Source organism: Phyllobacterium phragmitis, from assembly GCF_002980495.1.
In the GTDB taxonomy this organism is placed as follows: Bacteria; Pseudomonadota; Alphaproteobacteria; order Rhizobiales; family Rhizobiaceae; genus Paramesorhizobium; species Paramesorhizobium phragmitis.
Genome location: NZ_PVBR01000002.1, coordinates 94,327 through 110,365, shown reverse-complemented (window position 1 = coordinate 110,365; position 16,039 = coordinate 94,327). Strand labels below are relative to the sequence as shown.

Below are 16,039 nucleotides of genomic sequence, written 5' to 3'. Positions count from 1 at the left end.
ATTGGCCTCCCATGCGCGACACACAAGGCTCCTTCGGGGGCCTTTTTTATTATCCTCAATCCAGCTAAACGAAACGCAAATCCGATAGAGACGGAACGATAGACGGGAAAACGACGATGACGGCAGGAAAACGCGAAACAGAGACGCGCCGGGGAGGCCGTGACATGGCGGGAAACCGCGAGATGACGGGTGCCGAGATGGTTGTGCAGGCGCTCATCGACCAGGGCGTCGAGCATATTTTCGGCTATCCGGGCGGTGCGGTTCTGCCGATCTATGACGAACTTTTCCAGCAGGATCAGATCGAGCACATCCTGGTGCGTCACGAGCAGGGCGCAGGCCACGCGGCGGAAGGCTATGCGCGCTCGACCGGCAAGGTCGGCGTCATGCTGGTGACGTCAGGTCCCGGCGCGACCAATGCCGTCACGCCACTGCAGGATGCGCTGATGGATTCCATCCCGCTCGTCTGCATTTCCGGTCAGGTCCCGACCTCGCTCATCGGTTCCGATGCGTTTCAGGAATGCGATACCGTCGGTATCACCCGTCCCTGCACCAAACACAATTGGCTGGTGAAGGACGTCAATGATCTCGCCCGCGTCCTGCACGAGGCCTTCCATGTCGCCAGCACGGGCCGTCCCGGGCCTGTCGTCGTCGATGTTCCGAAGGATGTCCAGTTCGCCACCGGGATATACACGCCGCCGCAGACCGCGCCGCGCACCAGCTATCGTCCGACCATGGATGGCGACCAGAATGCTATTGCGCAGGCGATCGAGCTTCTGACCTCGGCCAGGAAGCCGGTCATCTATTCCGGCGGGGGCGTCATCAATTCCGGCCCGCAGGCAAGTCACTTGCTGCGCGAACTGGTGGAACTGACCAATTTTCCGATCACGTCGACGCTGATGGGGCTCGGCGCCTATCCGGCATCGGGAAAGAACTGGCTCGGCATGCTCGGCATGCACGGCACCTACGAGGCCAACATGACGATGCATGATTGCGACGTCATGCTGTGCATCGGCGCGCGCTTCGACGACCGTATCACCGGCCGGCTCGATGCGTTTTCGCCGAACTCGAAGAAGATCCATATCGATATCGATCCGTCCTCGATCAACAAGGTCGTCCGTGTCGATGTGCCTGTTATCGGCGATGTCGGCCGTGTTCTGGAGGATATGGTGCGCCAGTGGCGGGCATCGGAGACGAAGCCCGAGAAGAGGGCGATTGCCGGTTGGTGGGCGCAGATCGACAAATGGCGGACGCGCAATTCGCTGGCCTATGCGTCCAACAAGGACGTCATCATGCCGCAATATGCGATCCAGCGGCTTTATGAGATGACCAAGGGGCACGACACCTACATCACCACGGAAGTTGGCCAGCACCAGATGTGGGCGGCGCAGTTCTTCGGCTTCGAAGCGCCCAATCGCTGGATGACTTCGGGCGGCCTCGGCACGATGGGCTATGGCCTGCCTGCCGCGCTTGGCGTGCAGATCGCGCATCCGGATGCGCTGGTCATCGATATCGCCGGCGATGCTTCGGTGCAGATGACCATGCAGGAGATGAGTACGGCGGTTCAATTCGAAGCGCCGATCAAGATCTTCATCCTGAACAATCAATATATGGGCATGGTGCGCCAGTGGCAGCAGCTCTTGCACGGCAACCGCCTGTCGCATTCCTACACGGAGGCGATGCCGGATTTCGTCAAGCTGGCGGAAGCCTATGGCGGCCATGGCATACGCTGCGAGAAGCCGGGCGATCTCGACGATGCGATCCAGGAGATGATCGACGTCAAGAAGCCGGTGATCTTCGATTGTCGCGTGGCGAATCTCGCCAACTGCTTCCCGATGATCCCTTCCGGCAAGGCGCATAACGAGATGCTGCTGCCCGACGAGGCGACCGACGAAGCCGTCGCCAACGCCATCGACGCCAAGGGGCGGGAATTGGTGTGATGATAGAAGATTGCCGTTCAAGTTGCCCCTCACCCTTACCCTCTCCCCGCATGCGGGGAGAGGGGGGCATAGACCTTGCCGTTTCTCCTTTCTCCCCGCGCACAGGAAGAAGAATGAGGCAGAACGTTGATGTCTCCCTCTCCCCGTTTACGGGGAGAGGGTAAGGGTGAGGGGCCAACTCCAAGGGTGAGGGGCGATCGATGCGCGGTCCTAAAAAGGTTATCGAGCGGGCGCGGTCGCTGCGAAAACAAGACAATGACGCCGAACACAAATTATGGTCCGAGCTCAGGGGTAGACGGCTGAACGGCTATAAATTTATTCGGCAATTTCCTATCGGTCCCTACTATGGGGATTTTGTTTGCCGGGAACGCAAGCTGGTTGTGGAAGTGGATGGCAGCCAGCATGCTGAAAGTGAATATGACCGCAGACGCGACGCCTTCATGAAGCATGAAGGCTACGCTGTCATCCGGTTTTGGAATGTGGATGTGCTTGGCAAAAGCAATGCCGTCCTGGAGACCATCGTGGCTGCACTCGACGGGCGATTGCACGAAGAGACAGTGGCAAGTGACTTGATTTTTACAGGATATTCCCGAGGAAAACCATGAACGCACAAAACCTAGCTTCCGGCTCGGCCTATTTCATCGCCAGCGAGACGCAAAAGCCGGTGACGCACACGCTGGCGGTGCTGGTCGATAATGAGCCGGGCGTTCTTGCCCGGGTCATCGGCCTTTTCTCCGGGCGCGGCTACAATATCGAAAGCCTCACCGTTTCGGAAACGGAGCACGAGCAGCATCTGTCGCGCATCACCATCGTGACGCGCGGTACGCCGCATGTGCTCGACCAGATCCGCCATCAACTCGAGCGCATCGTGCCGGTGCACCGGGTGATCGATCTTTCCATGCGCGCGGCGGAACTCGGCCATGAGCGGCCGATCGAGCGCGAACTGGCGCTGATCAAGGTCGTGGGAACCGGCGAGGACCGCGTTGAGGTCCTGCGTCTGGCCGATGCCTTCCGCGCCAAGGTCACCGATGCGACTACGGAGCATTTCATTTTTGAAATCACCGGGAAAAGCGCCAAGATCGACCAGTTCATCGCCATCATGAAGCCGCTCGGCCTCGTGGAAATCTGCCGCACGGGTGTAGCTGCGATGAACCGGGGGCCGGAGGGGATGTAGGGAGAGTGGCCCCTCACCCTTACCCTCTCCCCGTGAAGAACGGGGAGAGGGGGACACTGGCGTTTTGCCTTTCTTTCTGCCAGGTGCAGGGGAGAAAAAAGAGGCGATAATGCTGACGCCTCCCTCTCCCTGTTTTTACGGGGAGAGGGTAAGGGTGAGGGGCGTAATGTATAGTACCGACAAAAGGGATACTCCATGCAAAACCTCCCGACTTATGAAGACGTTCTGGCGGCGGCGCGCCGTATCGAGGGGCATGCGCATCGCACGCCGGTTTTGCGGTCGCGCACCATTGAGCGGGAACTCGGTGCGGAGATTTTCTTCAAGGCTGAGAATTTCCAGCGCATCGGGGCGTTCAAGTTCCGCGGGGCCTTCAATGCGCTCTCGCGCTTCGACGAGAGCCAAAGGAAGGCCGGCGTCCTTGCATTCTCCTCGGGCAATCATGCGCAGGCGATCGCCTTGTCGGCAAGCCTGCTCGGCATGTCGTCGACCATCATCATGCCCGAGGATGCGCCTGCCGCGAAGATGGCGGCGACGCGGGGCTATGGCGCGACCGTCGTGACCTTTGACCGCTACAGCGAAGATCGCGACGCGATTGCCCGGCGGCTGGCGGAAGAGCAGGGGCTGACGCTGATCCCGCCCTATGATCATCCTGACATCATCGCCGGCCAGGGCACGGCGGCGAAGGAGTTGTTGGAAGAGGTCGGTGAACTCGACGCGCTGTTCGTCTGTCTCGGCGGTGGCGGGCTTCTGTCCGGCAGCGCATTGGCCGCGAAGGCGCTGGTGCCCGGGTGCAAGATCTATGGCGTCGAGCCGGAGGCTGGTGATGACGGGCAGCAATCCTTCAGATCGGGCAAAATCGTCCGTATCGCGACGCCGAAGACCATTGCCGACGGCGCGCAGACCCAGTCGCTCGGGAACTATACGTTCGCCATCATCCGGCGGGATGTCGACGATATCCTGACGGTTGCGGACAGCGAACTGGTCGAAAGCATGCGGTTCTTCGCGTCGCGCATGAAGATGATCGTCGAGCCGACCGGCTGTCTCGGGCTTGCCGGCGCGAGGAAACTCGGGCCGCAGCTTAGGGGGCTGCGGGTCGGCGTGATCGTCAGCGGCGGAAATGTCGATCTCGGGCAGTTTTGCCAGTTGCTCCGTTCGGCTTGATGAGTCCTTCACCCTCGTGGTTCGAGGCTCGCTTCGCTCACACCTCACCATGAGGGTGAAGGGCGGCAGCTCCAGTAGCCCTCATCCTGAGGTGCGAAGCGAAGCAGAGCCTCGAAGGACGAGGGCGCTTGGCGGTGATCCCTAAACAAGCATACTTCCTTAACGATTGTATCTTGCTCTTCGGTGAAGAATCCTGCCATTGAACCCCATGCAGTTTTCTCCCCAACAGGACGCGGCGCTCAAGGCCGTCTCAGAGTGGTTGAGTGAAGGCCGCCGGCCGATTTTCCGGCTGTTCGGCTATGCCGGAACCGGAAAGACGACGCTTGCGCGCTATTTCGCCGAGCATGTCGATGGCGACGTGCAGTTCGCGGCCTTCACCGGAAAAGCGGCGCAGGTGTTGCGCTCCAAAGGCGCGACCAATGCGCGTACGCTCCATTCGCTGATCTATCGCCCGAAGGGTGAAGAGGCGGTAGAGGACGAGACCACGGGCAAGACCAGCATCTCGCCGACCTTTTCGCTCAACCGGCAGAGCCCGGTGGCCAAGGCCAAGCTCATCGTCGTCGACGAATGTTCGATGGTGGACGAGCAGCTTGGCCGCGATTTGATGACCTTCGGTACGCCGATCCTCGTGCTGGGCGATCCCGGTCAGTTGCCGCCGATCTCGGGCGGCGGGTTCTTCACGGAGCACGAGCCGGATTTCCTGCTCACGGAAATCCATCGCCAGGCGCGTGACAATCCGATCATCCGGCTGGCGCTCGACGTGCGCGAGGGCCGCGAGTTCGGGCATGGCGACTATGGTACGGCCAAGGTCATCAACAAGGGTGACGTGACGCAGGAGCTGGTGCTTGCCGCCGATCAGGTGCTGGTCGGCACCAACCGGACCAGGCGGCGCTACAATCAACGCCTGCGCGAGCTGAAAGGCTTCACCGCCGATTATCCGCAGGCGGGCGACAAGCTTGTCTGCCTCAGGAACGATCCGGCCAAGGGCCTGCTCAACGGTTCCTTGTGGAAGGTGATGACCGCATCCAGGGAAACGGTGAAGCCGGGGATCAATCTTCTGGTTTCGCCGGAAGACGAGGAGCCGGGCAGGGGCGTGGCCAAGATCAAGCTGCTCAAGGCGCAGTTCGAGGAGCCGGACACGGAAATCCCGTGGCAGACCAAGAAGCGTTTCGACGATTTCGACTATGGTTATGCGCTAACCGTCCACAAGGCGCAGGGCTCGCAATGGAACGAAATCGTGCTGTTCGACGAAAGCTTCGCCTTTCGCGATACGCGCGAGCGCTGGCTTTATACGGCAATCACCCGAGCGGCGGAACGGCTGACGATCGTCAGATAGGGGAATAAGGGAGTAGGGGAGTAGGGGAATATGTTTTTATTGCCCGTTTGCGTCCGCTTTCCTACACGCGGATAGGACATAAAACATATTCCCCTACTGCCTTATTCCCCTATTCCCCTATCTCTTCGGCGCCGATCCATTGCCAAGCTTTGATTTCATCTGATGAATCGAATGTCTTCATGTCGATGGAAAGAAATGGTTTCAGCAGGTTCGCGCAGACATGGATCCATGCCGGGCCGCCGACGATCGCATAGCGGCGGATGTGCTTGAGCGAACGCGTTTGCATGGCAAATGTGGTATCTTTGAATGCGGCGTTCCAGTCGAACCCTTCATAGCCGTTGAGCCGCACCAGAAGATCGATCTTGTCGTGCTGCTCATAGGCGGCTTCCAAGAGACCGTAGACGTTTTCGACATCAGCGTTGGAGAGATGGCCCTCTATGGTGAAGGCGAAGGCATCCGCCCGATTGGTCGGGATGCGGCGGACGACTGGAATGGTGGTCTCGGGCCTCATCATGATTCCTTATGTCGAACTGGAAAGTTATGTTACCGCATCGGCCCGAAAACCGGAATCGGTTTTCGGAAAGCGCGATGCGCAGATACAATGACTTACAGCGTCCTTTGTGCGTCCCAATGGACGCACGGCGCTGTTACAGCTTTCAGCCGGCTGATTTTCCATTATAACGCTGCAACAGCACTTTCGTTGAGGAGCCAGGCCGGGAATGACTGCAAAACTTTCCGTTAATCTTAACGCCGCCGCCATGCTGCGCAACCGCCGCGACCTGCCATGGCCGAGCGTTACCGGCATCGGACGCATCGCGCTCGATGCCGGTGCGTCCGGGTTGACGGTGCATCCGCGCCCCGACCAGCGCCACATCCGCTTTTCCGATCTCGGTGATATCAGGGCATTGATCGATGATGAATTTCCGGGGGCCGAATTCAATATCGAGGGTTTTCCGACGGAACATTTTCTGGATATAGTCGAAAAATATGAGCCGGAACAGGTAACGCTGGTGCCCGACGATCCGACGCAGGCCACCTCCGATCATGGCTGGGACTTCGACAGCAAAGCCGATTTCCTGGCACCCATCGTGGCGCGATTGAAGAAACGCACGGTGCGCGTATCACTGTTTGCCGATCCTGATACGAAAGGGCTCGCTTCGGCGAAGGCCATCGGCGCGGACCGGATCGAGCTCTACACAGGGCCCTATGGCGGGGCGCATGCTTCACCGAAAGCCGCGGCGGAAGAATTGCGCAAACTCGGCGCTGCCGCCGACGCGGCGCTTGCGCTGGGTCTCGGCGTCAATGCGGGTCACGACCTGACGGTGGAAAACATTCCACCGCTGGCCAGGCGTATCCCGGCGCTTGCCGAAGTTTCCATCGGTCACGGACTTACGGCCGATGCGCTGGAGCATGGAATGGCGATGACCGTCAGGCGCTTCCTGGCAGCGCTGGCGACCACTGCATAATTCCTTAACCCTGCGGCATTTCAAAATATTAGGAAATTTCATGAAATCGTGCAGGCATAGCGCTCTCGTTGCTCAGGGGGCATGGGTATTCGCTCAGCGCATAACTTCACTGGCAAGCATTTGCGGTGCGGTGTGGCTATCCGGTCCGCCCACGTCCTCAGGAACGGCGCCCGGAGAGTTGCGTTACGGGATGCGAGCGAGATACTGAGGCAGTGAGGTATCAGCAATGAACAATGTGCGGAACGGCGTTACGCCTGAGGCCGGAGCTGCCGGTCCCGAAAACGGGATGGCCGAGCATACGGGACCTGAAGGCGACAGCTTCCGCGTTCTGCTCATGGGGGCATTGGGTGTCGTCTATGGCGATATCGGCACCAGCCCGATCTATGCCTTTCGCGAAGGCCTGCATGCGGCCGCAAGCGACGGAACGCTGTCCCGCGCGGATATTCTGGGCGTCATCTCGCTGATCTTCTGGGCGCTGACGCTGATCGTCACCATCAAATACATCCTCTTCGTGCTGCGCGCCGACAATAATGGCGAAGGCGGCATCCTCTCGCTGATGGCGCTTGTCCGGTCGAGCTTCCGTAAGCGGCCAAATGTCGTCCTGGGCATCGGCATATGCGGTGCAGCGCTATTTTTCGGCGATGCCGTCATTACGCCGGCCATTTCCGTCCTCTCCGCCGTTGAAGGCTTGGAAGTCATCACGCCGGAATTGACGCCTTTCGTCGTGCCGGTGACCATCGCCATCCTGGTGACGCTCTTTTCGGTGCAGCGCTTCGGTACGGCCAAGGTCTCCGCGGTGTTCGGGCCGATCACCGCGCTCTGGTTCCTCTCGCTGGGGCTTACCGGCCTCTGGCATATTTTCGACGATCCCACGGTTTTCCTCGCCATCAATCCCTATTATGCGGTCGATTACCTGCTGGAAAATCCCGCGACCTCATTTGCGACGATCGGCGCGATCTTCCTTGCGGTCACCGGCACCGAGGCGCTTTATGCCGATCTCGGCCATTTCGGGCGCAAGCCGATCGTGACTGCCTGGCTGTGGATCGTGTTTCCCAGCCTGCTTCTGAACTATTTCGGGCAGGGCGCCTTCATCCTGTCACACGGAAAGGCTGCTTCGAACCCGTTCTTCGAGATGATACCGGCCTGGGGGCTCATACCAATGGTGCTGCTGGCGACGGCTGCGACCGTCATCGCCAGCCAGGCCGTCATCACTGGCGCCTATTCCCTTGCGCGCCAGGCTGTGCAGCTCAATATGCTGCCGCGGCTCGAAATCCAGCACACATCCGATAAGCTGCTTGGCCAGATCTATATTCCGCGCGTCAATTTCCTGCTCGGCATCGCCGTCATCCTGCTGGTTATCGGTTTCGGAAGTTCCTCCCGTCTCGCCTCGGCCTACGGCATCGCCGTCACCGGCAATATGATCGTGACGAGTTCGTTGCTGTTCGTTGTCATGACCCGCATCTGGAAATGGCGGCTGGCGGCAGCAGGCCTGGTGACCGCAGGTTTCCTCCTGGTCGATCTGGTGTTCTTCAGCGCCAATATCGCCAAGGTCCACGAGGGCGGCTGGGTTTCCATCTTGATGGCCGCTATCGTCATGGTGGTGATGGTGACATGGGTGCGCGGCACCCGGCACCTCTTCCACAAGACCCGCAAGAGCGAGGTGGACCTCGACCTGATTGTCGATCAAATATCAAAGAAGCCGCCGATCATCGTACCGGGAACCGCCGTTTTCCTGACAAGCGATTCGAAAAGCGCGCCAACGGCGCTGATGCACAGTCTCAAGCACTACAAGGTGCTGCATGAGAACAATGTCATCCTGACTGTGGTGACCGCGCCGACGCCGCGCGTCGCCACCGCCGACCGGGCCCGCGTGTCGCAGTACAATGAGCGCTTCATGCAGGTGACGCTGACCTTCGGCTATATGGAACAGCCCAATATTCCGCGCGCGCTGGCGATCTGCCGCAAGCTTGGCTGGCAATTCGATATCATGAAGACCTCCTTCTTCCTGTCGCGGCGCACACTGAAAGCCTCGCCCAATTCGGGAATGCCGCTCTGGCAGGACAGGCTTTTCATTCTCCTGGCACGCACGGCATCCGATGCAACCGAATATTTCCAGATACCCACCGGACGCGTCGTGGAGGTCGGGACCCAGGTCAATATGTGAACGGGAGAGGGGGCTGGGTGTCGTTGCCGTGGAAGGCATGGCAGCTGGTGATTTCTGGATCCTGAAGTGGGTGACAGGACTGTTTTTGCCCCTCAGCCATGGGGCCTCGGGCTTGACCCGAGAACCCATGGCTCGATGTTTGAACTGCCGCGGCGCATCAATGTGACTGTAGCACTTCACCTCTCATGAAATTGATCCCGGAAGGACTTGCATTCTGGCTTCGCTTTCGACATGGTGCCGAACCGTAACGTACGGTACGGCAGCGCGGGAGCGAAGGTGCAGGGCAGGGTGGACGTGAGCGGCGACAGTCTGACGGCGCGTCAGAAGGACGTGCTGGATGCAGCGCTCGGCCTGCTCGTCGAGGGCGGCGATGCGCTGACCATGACGGGCGTCGCGCGGCGCGCCAGCTGTTCCAAGGAAACGCTCTACAAATGGTTCGGCGACCGCGACGGGCTTTTGACCGCGACGGTGCAGTGGCAGGCTTCGAAGGTGCGGGTCGTGCCGGTGACACGCGAAGGGCTCGATGCGAAATCGCTCTTCACCAGCCTTGAAGGCTTCGCCCGCGATTGGCTGCGTGTTCTCTCCGGGGAGATTTCCGTGGCGCTCAACCGTCTGGCGGTCAGCCATGCCGGAACCGGGAAATCCGACCTTGGCGCCATCGTGCTGGCCAACGGCCCGTTCGCCATGGCGCGGCGGCTGAAGCCGGTTCTCGACATCGGCCGCGAGGCGGGCCTCCTTACCTTTGAGGATACGGAAGATGCATTTCGCACGTTCTTCGGGCTTGTCGTCCGGGACATGCAAATCCGGCTGCTGCTCGGCGACCGGCTGGAATTGACTGATGCGGCGATCGTCCGGGATTCTAGGCGCGCGACGCAGCAGTTTTTCGCTCTTTACGGAGCAAAGTTGGATGGAAACATAAGGAAGGGAATACCTCATGCGCGTATATTATGATCGCGATGCTGATCTCAATCTGATCAAGTCGAAGAAAGTCGCCATCATCGGCTATGGCAGCCAGGGCCGCGCCCATGCGCTGAACCTGAAGGATTCCGGCGCCAAGGATGTGCGCATCGCGCTTCGCGCCGGTTCCGCCACCGCCAAAAAGGCGGAAGCCGACGGCTTTCAGGTCGTCAGCGTCGCCGAAGCCGCCAAATGGGCTGATCTGATGATGATGGCGACGCCTGACGAACTTCAGGCCGACATCTACAAGGAGCATATCGCCGACAATATCCGCGACGGCGCGGCGATCGCATTCGCTCACGGCCTCAACGTGCATTTCGGCCTGATCGAGCCGAAGAAGACCGTCGACGTGGTGATGATCGCGCCGAAGGGGCCCGGCCACACGGTTCGCAGCGAATACCAGAAGGGTGGCGGCGTGCCCTGCCTGATCGCCGTCCACCAGGATGCCTCCGGCAATGCACATGATTTGGCGCTGTCCTATGCCTGCGGCGTCGGCGGCGGCCGTTCGGGCGTCATCGAGACGAATTTCCGCGAGGAATGTGAAACCGATCTGTTCGGCGAGCAGGTCGTGCTGTGCGGCGGTCTGGTCGAGCTCATCCGCGCCGGCTTCGAGACGCTGGTCGAGGCGGGTTACGCGCCCGAGATGGCCTATTTCGAGTGCCTGCACGAGGTGAAGCTGATCGTCGACCTGATCTATGAAGGCGGCATCGCCAACATGAACTACTCGATCTCCAACACCGCCGAATGGGGCGAATATGTCTCCGGCCCGCGCATCATCACGGCAGAGACCAAGGCCGAGATGAAGCGGGTTTTGAAGGATATCCAGACCGGCAAGTTCACCTCGGACTGGATGCAGGAATACCGGGCGGGCGCATCGCGCTTCAAGGGTATCCGCCGCATGAACGACGCGCACCAGATCGAAGAGGTCGGTGAAAAGCTGCGCGGGATGATGCCGTGGATCAAGTCGAACGCGCTGGTCGACAAGGCCAAGAACTAAGCGAATACCTGACGCAACTGCGACAGGCGGGAAATACGGGCCGGGGAGACATCCCCGGCTTTTTCGGGTATTGCCATTTAGGTCAGTATTGCTGACATTTGATCGGATTCAACGTTCAAGGACCGCGACATGTTTGCCTGGGAGAATATCTTCGCCACCCGTTCGTCACGGATGCGCGCTTCGGAAATCCGACAGCTCCTGAAGCTTCTCGAACGTCCCGACATCATCTCGTTTGCGGGCGGCATTCCCGATCCTGCGCTGTTTCCCGACGCGGCATTCCGGGAAGCCTATGGAGAGATTCTCGGCGGTCCGGAAACGGCTGCCGCGTTGCAATATTCGGTCAGCGAAGGCTATGGGCCCTTACGCGAATGGATTGGCGGCCAAATGAATGCGCTCGGAATCGACTGTTCACTCGACAATATCTTCATCACATCCGGTTCGCAGCAGGCGCTCGATTATCTCGGCAAGCTGTTCCTGTCGCCAAACGATACGGCGCTCGTGGCCTGGCCGACCTATCTTGGGGCGCTTCAGGCCTTCAATGCTTATGAACCGGCCTATGATCGTCTTTCGCCTGATGGCAACCGGACGCCTTTATCTTACCGCGAGGCGGCGGCAAATGCCGGAGGGCGGGTGAAATTCGCCTATGCGTCTGCCGACTTCGCCAATCCGACGGGCGAGACGCTCGATCGTGTTGCGCGACAATGTCTGCTCGGTCTGGCAGACGAGCTCGATATCGGCCTCATCGAGGACGCGGCCTATCAGTCGCTGCGTTATGATGGAGAGGCGATCCCGCCGCTCCTGGCGCTCGATATCGCCCGGACGGGCGGCATCGAGCAGACCCGGACGATCTATTGCGGCAGCTTCTCCAAGACGCTGGCGCCGGGATTGCGGGTTGGCTGGGTCTGCGCGGCGAAGCCGGTTGTCCAGAAGCTCGTGCTGATGAAGCAGGCGGCGGATCTCCATTCCCCGACCATCAACCAGATCGCCATATGCCGCGTGGCGGAGCGCGGCTTCGAGGGGCAGGTCGAGAAGCTCAGGAACACCTATCGGCGGCGTCGTGACGGTATGCTGGCGGCTCTCGAAAGACATATGCCCGAAGGAATTTCCTGGACCAGGCCGGAGGGCGGCATGTTCATCTGGGTGACATTGCCGGAAGGGTTCGATGGCGCGGAACTTCTCGCCGCTTCGGTCGAAAGCGAGAAGGTGGCCTTTGTTCCGGGAAAAGCCTTCTTCGCAGACGGTTCGGGCGCCAATACGCTGCGACTCAGTTTCTCATGCGCCAATGAGGCGATGATCGAGGAAGGGATCAGCCGTCTCGGGCGGCTCGTTCGCACGCAAATGGCTGCTGCATTTAGGGACTGAAGGGCGACGAGCAGCCGCGGCGTGTGCCGGCGAAAGGCTGATAGGTATTGTCGTTGATGCTATAGGAGCGATACCGGTTTTGGCACCACTGGATGTGATTTACGCTCGGCGTGGCTCCGCGCGCCTTGACGCCGGGCGAGCGCTGCCGTTGCTCGATCGGATCGCCGTTCTTGTAATGCAGCACGCCCTGTTCGGAATAATAGCTGCCACCCCCGCTGCCAGTGCCACCGACGATCGAGGGGCTCTCGGGCCGCAGCGGCTGAATGCCGGATTGCTGGCGAATCTCGATCGCCGAAGCGGCGGAGACGGCCGGCAACAGCCAGCTTCCCGCCAATAGCACCATCCAGAGTGTTCTCGACATCATCATCATCGCATCCTTCCCCTTTATATAGGGTTCAGGCCGGGCGCTGGCAAACCCGGGCGGTGATTAACGCGATCGCCCAGTGGTTGGCTGTAAAAGATTGCCGGCGGGTCTTGTCATTTTGGACGCGGCGGGCAAAACTCCGCCGCGCATGTCCTTAACGATCGCCACCTTCAACGTCGAAAATCTGATGCACCGGTTCGATTTTTCGGGCTTCCGGAACGAACTACATCAGGACCGCAGTCTTCAGCTCTTCGAGATTCATGACGAGGCGCAGTACAAGCTGCTCGAACAGGCGCGCGCCATCGGCCATGCCGATGATACCCGCCAGATGACGGCGCTGGCCATTGCCGATACCCGCGCCGATATCCTCTGCCTGCAGGAAGTGGACAATCTCGCCGCGCTCAAAGCCTTCGAATATGGCTATCTCTTCAAGATGGTCGGGCACGGCTATCGTCACAAATACATCGTGGAGGGCAATGACAGCCGCGGCATCGACGTGGCGGTGATGATGCGCGAGGAAACCCGCGATGGCCAGCCGATCGAGTTCGTCTCGATGAAGAGCCACGCACATCTGACCTACGCCGATCTGGAGCTTTACGATCCGATCCTCGCAACGCTCGGCATCGAGCCGCATGAGCGCATCTTCAAGCGCGACTGCCTGGAGATAGACATTCGCGTCGGCGGCCGGCCGCTTTCGCTGTTCGTCTGCCATTTCAAATCGATGGCGGGCCAGCGCAATGGGCTCGACGGACGTATGGCAACCATGCCGGTGCGTGTCGCCGAGGCGAAGGCGGTCCGCTGGATCATCGAGAAGAAGTTCGGACGCGAGGGCGCGCCACACAAGCGCTGGCTGATCTGCGGCGACTTCAACGATTACCGCGAGCGCATCATCATCGGCGGCGATGAGGTGAACGGCTATGTCTTCGAGCCGGCGACGGAAAGCGTCAGTTCGATCGATATCCTGCTGCAGGACGGGTTCGCGGAAAACCTGGTGGAACGCCGGCCCATCATGGATCGCTGGACGCTCTATCATACCCGTGGCCCGCTGGAGCGCCATCTCTGCCAGCTCGATTACATCCTGTCCTCTCCGGCACTCAGCCGCAAGAACGCCCAGGCGGTGCCTGATATCGTGCGCCGCGGTCAGCCCTGGCGTGTAATCTTCCCGGAGGGCCAAACGGTTGAGCGCTATCCGAGGACCGGCTGGGACAGACCAAAGGCCAGCGACCATTGCCCTGTTGCAATGACGCTGGATATTCTTTGATGGATGGAATTCCCGAGAACACGGTCATTCCGATCGATCGCGTCGAGGTGCGCGTCGTGCCGGGAGCACTTGATTACGCCATTGCGAACAAGGCGGCGATCGAGCGCAACTGGCGTGATGAGCTTGCCGCCAATCCCAATCTTTTCAATGGCGAGTTCTATTTCGCGCCGCAGGCGAGCATCGGGGATGGTGTTCTGCGCGCCGATTTCGTCCGCACGCTCTACGAGACGCTGCTTTATTGGCGCCGTGATCCGCAAGAAATCCGGCCATGGCATATCTTTGGCGTCGGTGTGGTGGTTTCTGCAGACAATCATCTGATCGCCGCGCGTATGGCCGCGCGCAATGCCGGCGGCGGGCGCATCTATTTTCCGGCGGGTTCCATCGACGACAATGATATTGCCGACGGGATGGTCGATTATGACAGCAATAGCAGGCGTGAAGTGCATGAGGAAACCGGCCTCGATCTGTCGCATGCCCGGCAGGAGACGAAGATCCATCTGGTAACCGGCAATCGCAGCATTGCGCTTTTCCGCCGCTACCGCTTCGCCGAGGATGCGGCGACGCTGATCGGCCGCATCGAGGATCATCTCGCCGGCCAGGACGATCCGGAACTGGACCAGATCATCAAGGTGACCGGACCGGGGCAAATGGGGGAGGCCACACCAAGTTATGTCAAGGCCTTTGCCGACTGGCATTTCAACGATGCGGGATGATGCCGGAAAAACATTGACCGGAAATGCATATTCGATTGTGCCCGACGTCTCCATGTCTATGCTCGGGGCCTATGCCGGTGCCGGCGCGTCGGTCCGAAAACCTGTTACGGGTTTCGGAAAGCCCGATGCGCCGTTCAATAGTCTACGGCGTCCTTGTGTAGCGTCACAGAGGACGCATGGCGCTGTAGGAATGGAGATTGTGAAGTATGGATGGTAAAACGGCCTCGGGGCGGGCCTATGAGATATTCGACGTGTTCACGGAGGAGACGCTGAGTGGCAATCCGCTTGCGATCGTCCATGATGCCGAGGGGCTCAGCGAGAAGCGTATGCAGGCGATCGCGCGTGAGTTCAACCTTTCAGAGACGGTCTTCATCACGCCAGCCGAAAATCCGATCCATACGACCGCGATCCGCATCTTCACGCCGGATTACGAACTTCCCTTCGCCGGTCATCCGACGGTGGGAACGGCCATTGCGCTTGCCCGCAAGCGCAGCGGCTTCAACGGTGAAGATGCCGATGTGCTGATCGCCCTGGAGGAGAAGATCGGCGTGGTGCGCTGCGGCGTCGGGCTTTCAAAGAAGGGCGCTTTCGCTGAATTCGATCTGCCGCGTCTGCCCGAAAAGCTCGATATCGAGGTCGAAAAGGAGGTCGCCGCGGCGGCGCTCGGTGTCGGCACGCATGAGATCGGCTTCGAGAATCACGTGCCGAGCGTCTGGAGCGGCGGCAATCCCTATGTGCTCATTCCTGTGCACAATCTGATCACGGCGGCCAAGATCTCGGTCGATACGGTTTTTGTCAGGGAAAACATGCCGGCAATCGATGGGCGGCAATTGCCGATCTACGCCTATTGCCGCGAGACGCGGCTTTTCGACAGCGATTTTCATGCGCGCATGTTCGTGACGGCGGGAAATCACTATGAGGATCCGGCGACCGGATCGGCCGTTGCCGCCTTTGCCGGAGCAATCCATCATTTCGACAAGCCGGTGGATGGCATAACACAGCTATGGATCGAGCAGGGCATGGAGATGGGACGGCCCTCGCGCATCAGGCTCGAGATCGATATCGAGAACCGGCGCATAGCGGGCGCCCGCATCGGCGGATCGGCGGTAAAAGTGGCGGAAGGCATGATATTCGTCTGACCGCAACC

General features: G+C 60.0%; 15 protein-coding genes. 13 read left to right on the top strand and 2 right to left on the bottom strand.

Going from position 1 to position 16,039, the window contains the following annotated elements; genetic code table 11:
* Nucleotides 1–116 precede the first annotated feature (116 nt).
* The 5 genes from C5748_RS02685 to C5748_RS02665 all read left to right on the top strand — a co-directional run bounded on the left by C5748_RS02685 (nucleotide 117) and on the right by C5748_RS02665 (nucleotide 5,608).
* The gene (locus C5748_RS02685; protein WP_342588340.1) at nucleotides 117–1,937 is read left to right on the top strand and encodes an acetolactate synthase 3 large subunit; all 1,821 of its coding nucleotides are present in this window, start codon (nucleotides 117–119) and stop codon (nucleotides 1,935–1,937) included.
* A gap of 200 nt (nucleotides 1,938–2,137) precedes the next feature.
* Complete coding sequence (locus C5748_RS02680) at nucleotides 2,138–2,542, top strand: endonuclease domain-containing protein (protein ID WP_105740400.1); 405 nt, start codon at nucleotides 2,138–2,140, stop codon at nucleotides 2,540–2,542.
* Nucleotides 2,539–3,111 (top strand): acetolactate synthase small subunit, encoded by a 573-nt coding sequence (gene ilvN / locus C5748_RS02675; RefSeq protein WP_105740399.1) that lies wholly within the window; start codon nucleotides 2,539–2,541, stop codon nucleotides 3,109–3,111. The genes C5748_RS02680 and ilvN overlap by 4 nt, the downstream gene beginning before the upstream one ends.
* A gap of 195 nt (nucleotides 3,112–3,306) precedes the next feature.
* Nucleotides 3,307–4,272, top strand: a complete 966-nt coding sequence (locus C5748_RS02670) for a threo-3-hydroxy-L-aspartate ammonia-lyase (RefSeq protein ID WP_105740398.1) — start codon at nucleotides 3,307–3,309, stop codon at nucleotides 4,270–4,272.
* A gap of 208 nt (nucleotides 4,273–4,480) precedes the next feature.
* Nucleotides 4,481–5,608 carry an ATP-dependent DNA helicase gene (locus tag C5748_RS02665; RefSeq protein ID WP_105740397.1) on the top strand — a complete coding sequence of 376 codons (1,128 nt, stop codon included), beginning with the start codon at nucleotides 4,481–4,483 and terminating at the stop codon, nucleotides 5,606–5,608.
* A gap of 109 nt (nucleotides 5,609–5,717) precedes the next feature.
* Here C5748_RS02665 and C5748_RS02660 read toward each other — a convergent pair whose 3' ends face one another.
* Nucleotides 5,718–6,119 carry a SpoIIAA family protein gene (locus C5748_RS02660; RefSeq protein ID WP_199194685.1) on the bottom strand — a complete coding sequence of 134 codons (402 nt, stop codon included), beginning with the start codon at nucleotides 6,117–6,119 and terminating at the stop codon, nucleotides 5,718–5,720.
* A gap of 208 nt (nucleotides 6,120–6,327) precedes the next feature.
* On the opposite strand from C5748_RS02660, the gene C5748_RS02655 reads away from it, so the two are divergent.
* The 5 genes from C5748_RS02655 (at nucleotide 6,328) to C5748_RS02635 (ending at nucleotide 12,554) form a co-directional block, all read left to right on the top strand.
* The gene (locus tag C5748_RS02655; RefSeq protein ID WP_105740395.1) at nucleotides 6,328–7,074 is read left to right on the top strand and encodes a pyridoxine 5'-phosphate synthase; all 747 of its coding nucleotides are present in this window, start codon (nucleotides 6,328–6,330) and stop codon (nucleotides 7,072–7,074) included.
* A 286-nt stretch (nucleotides 7,075–7,360) separates the two neighbouring features.
* Nucleotides 7,361–9,238: a potassium transporter Kup gene (locus C5748_RS02650; RefSeq protein ID WP_245428780.1), complete on the top strand. Its 1,878-nt coding sequence runs from the start codon at nucleotides 7,361–7,363 to the stop codon at nucleotides 9,236–9,238.
* 207 nt (nucleotides 9,239–9,445) lie between these two features.
* The gene (locus C5748_RS02645) at nucleotides 9,446–10,189 is read left to right on the top strand and encodes a TetR/AcrR family transcriptional regulator (RefSeq protein ID WP_245428752.1); all 744 of its coding nucleotides are present in this window, start codon (nucleotides 9,446–9,448) and stop codon (nucleotides 10,187–10,189) included.
* On the top strand, nucleotides 10,173–11,192 hold the full coding sequence (ilvC, locus tag C5748_RS02640) for a ketol-acid reductoisomerase (RefSeq protein WP_105740393.1): 1,020 nt from the start codon (nucleotides 10,173–10,175) through the stop codon (nucleotides 11,190–11,192). The genes C5748_RS02645 and ilvC overlap by 17 nt, the downstream gene beginning before the upstream one ends.
* Before the next feature lie 129 nt (nucleotides 11,193–11,321).
* Nucleotides 11,322–12,554 (top strand): aminotransferase-like domain-containing protein, encoded by a 1,233-nt coding sequence (locus C5748_RS02635; protein WP_105740392.1) that lies wholly within the window; start codon nucleotides 11,322–11,324, stop codon nucleotides 12,552–12,554.
* Here C5748_RS02635 and C5748_RS02630 read toward each other — a convergent pair.
* Nucleotides 12,544–12,921, bottom strand: coding sequence for a BA14K family protein (locus C5748_RS02630; protein WP_245428750.1), 378 nt, complete (start codon nucleotides 12,919–12,921; stop codon nucleotides 12,544–12,546). The two genes, C5748_RS02635 and C5748_RS02630, sit on opposite strands and share 11 nt — an antisense overlap.
* Nucleotides 12,922–13,066: 145 nt before the next feature.
* Here C5748_RS02630 and C5748_RS02625 point away from each other — a divergent pair, with 145 nt between their 5' ends.
* The 3 genes from C5748_RS02625 (at nucleotide 13,067) to C5748_RS02615 (ending at nucleotide 16,031) form a co-directional block, all read left to right on the top strand.
* The gene (locus C5748_RS02625; RefSeq protein WP_245428749.1) at nucleotides 13,067–14,179 is read left to right on the top strand and encodes an endonuclease/exonuclease/phosphatase family protein; all 1,113 of its coding nucleotides are present in this window, start codon (nucleotides 13,067–13,069) and stop codon (nucleotides 14,177–14,179) included.
* A complete protein-coding gene (locus C5748_RS02620; RefSeq protein WP_105740390.1) occupies nucleotides 14,179–14,892 on the top strand; it encodes an NUDIX hydrolase in 714 nt (237 codons plus the stop codon). Before C5748_RS02625 ends, C5748_RS02620 begins: the two co-directional genes overlap by 1 nt.
* A gap of 206 nt (nucleotides 14,893–15,098) precedes the next feature.
* On the top strand, nucleotides 15,099–16,031 hold the full coding sequence (locus C5748_RS02615) for a PhzF family phenazine biosynthesis protein (RefSeq protein WP_105740389.1): 933 nt from the start codon (nucleotides 15,099–15,101) through the stop codon (nucleotides 16,029–16,031).
* Nucleotides 16,032–16,039: the final 8 nt, after the last annotated feature.

Coding starts and splice junctions, on each gene's coding strand:
- C5748_RS02620 (WP_105740390.1), top strand. CDS start 14,179: ATGGATGGAATTCCCGAGAACACGGTCATTCCGATCGATCGCGTCGAG.
- C5748_RS02665 (WP_105740397.1), top strand. CDS start 4,481: ATGCAGTTTTCTCCCCAACAGGACGCGGCGCTCAAGGCCGTCTCAGAG.
- C5748_RS02655 (WP_105740395.1), top strand. CDS start 6,328: ATGACTGCAAAACTTTCCGTTAATCTTAACGCCGCCGCCATGCTGCGC.
- ilvC (WP_105740393.1), top strand. CDS start 10,173: ATGCGCGTATATTATGATCGCGATGCTGATCTCAATCTGATCAAGTCG.
- C5748_RS02685 (WP_342588340.1), top strand. CDS start 117: ATGACGGCAGGAAAACGCGAAACAGAGACGCGCCGGGGAGGCCGTGAC.
- C5748_RS02670 (WP_105740398.1), top strand. CDS start 3,307: ATGCAAAACCTCCCGACTTATGAAGACGTTCTGGCGGCGGCGCGCCGT.
- C5748_RS02680 (WP_105740400.1), top strand. CDS start 2,138: ATGCGCGGTCCTAAAAAGGTTATCGAGCGGGCGCGGTCGCTGCGAAAA.
- C5748_RS02615 (WP_105740389.1), top strand. CDS start 15,099: ATGGATGGTAAAACGGCCTCGGGGCGGGCCTATGAGATATTCGACGTG.
- C5748_RS02650 (WP_245428780.1), top strand. CDS start 7,361: ATGGCCGAGCATACGGGACCTGAAGGCGACAGCTTCCGCGTTCTGCTC.
- C5748_RS02625 (WP_245428749.1), top strand. CDS start 13,067: ATGTCCTTAACGATCGCCACCTTCAACGTCGAAAATCTGATGCACCGG.
- C5748_RS02660 (WP_199194685.1), bottom strand. CDS start 6,119: ATGAGGCCCGAGACCACCATTCCAGTCGTCCGCCGCATCCCGACCAAT.
- C5748_RS02630 (WP_245428750.1), bottom strand. CDS start 12,921: ATGATGATGTCGAGAACACTCTGGATGGTGCTATTGGCGGGAAGCTGG.
- C5748_RS02635 (WP_105740392.1), top strand. CDS start 11,322: ATGTTTGCCTGGGAGAATATCTTCGCCACCCGTTCGTCACGGATGCGC.
- ilvN (WP_105740399.1), top strand. CDS start 2,539: ATGAACGCACAAAACCTAGCTTCCGGCTCGGCCTATTTCATCGCCAGC.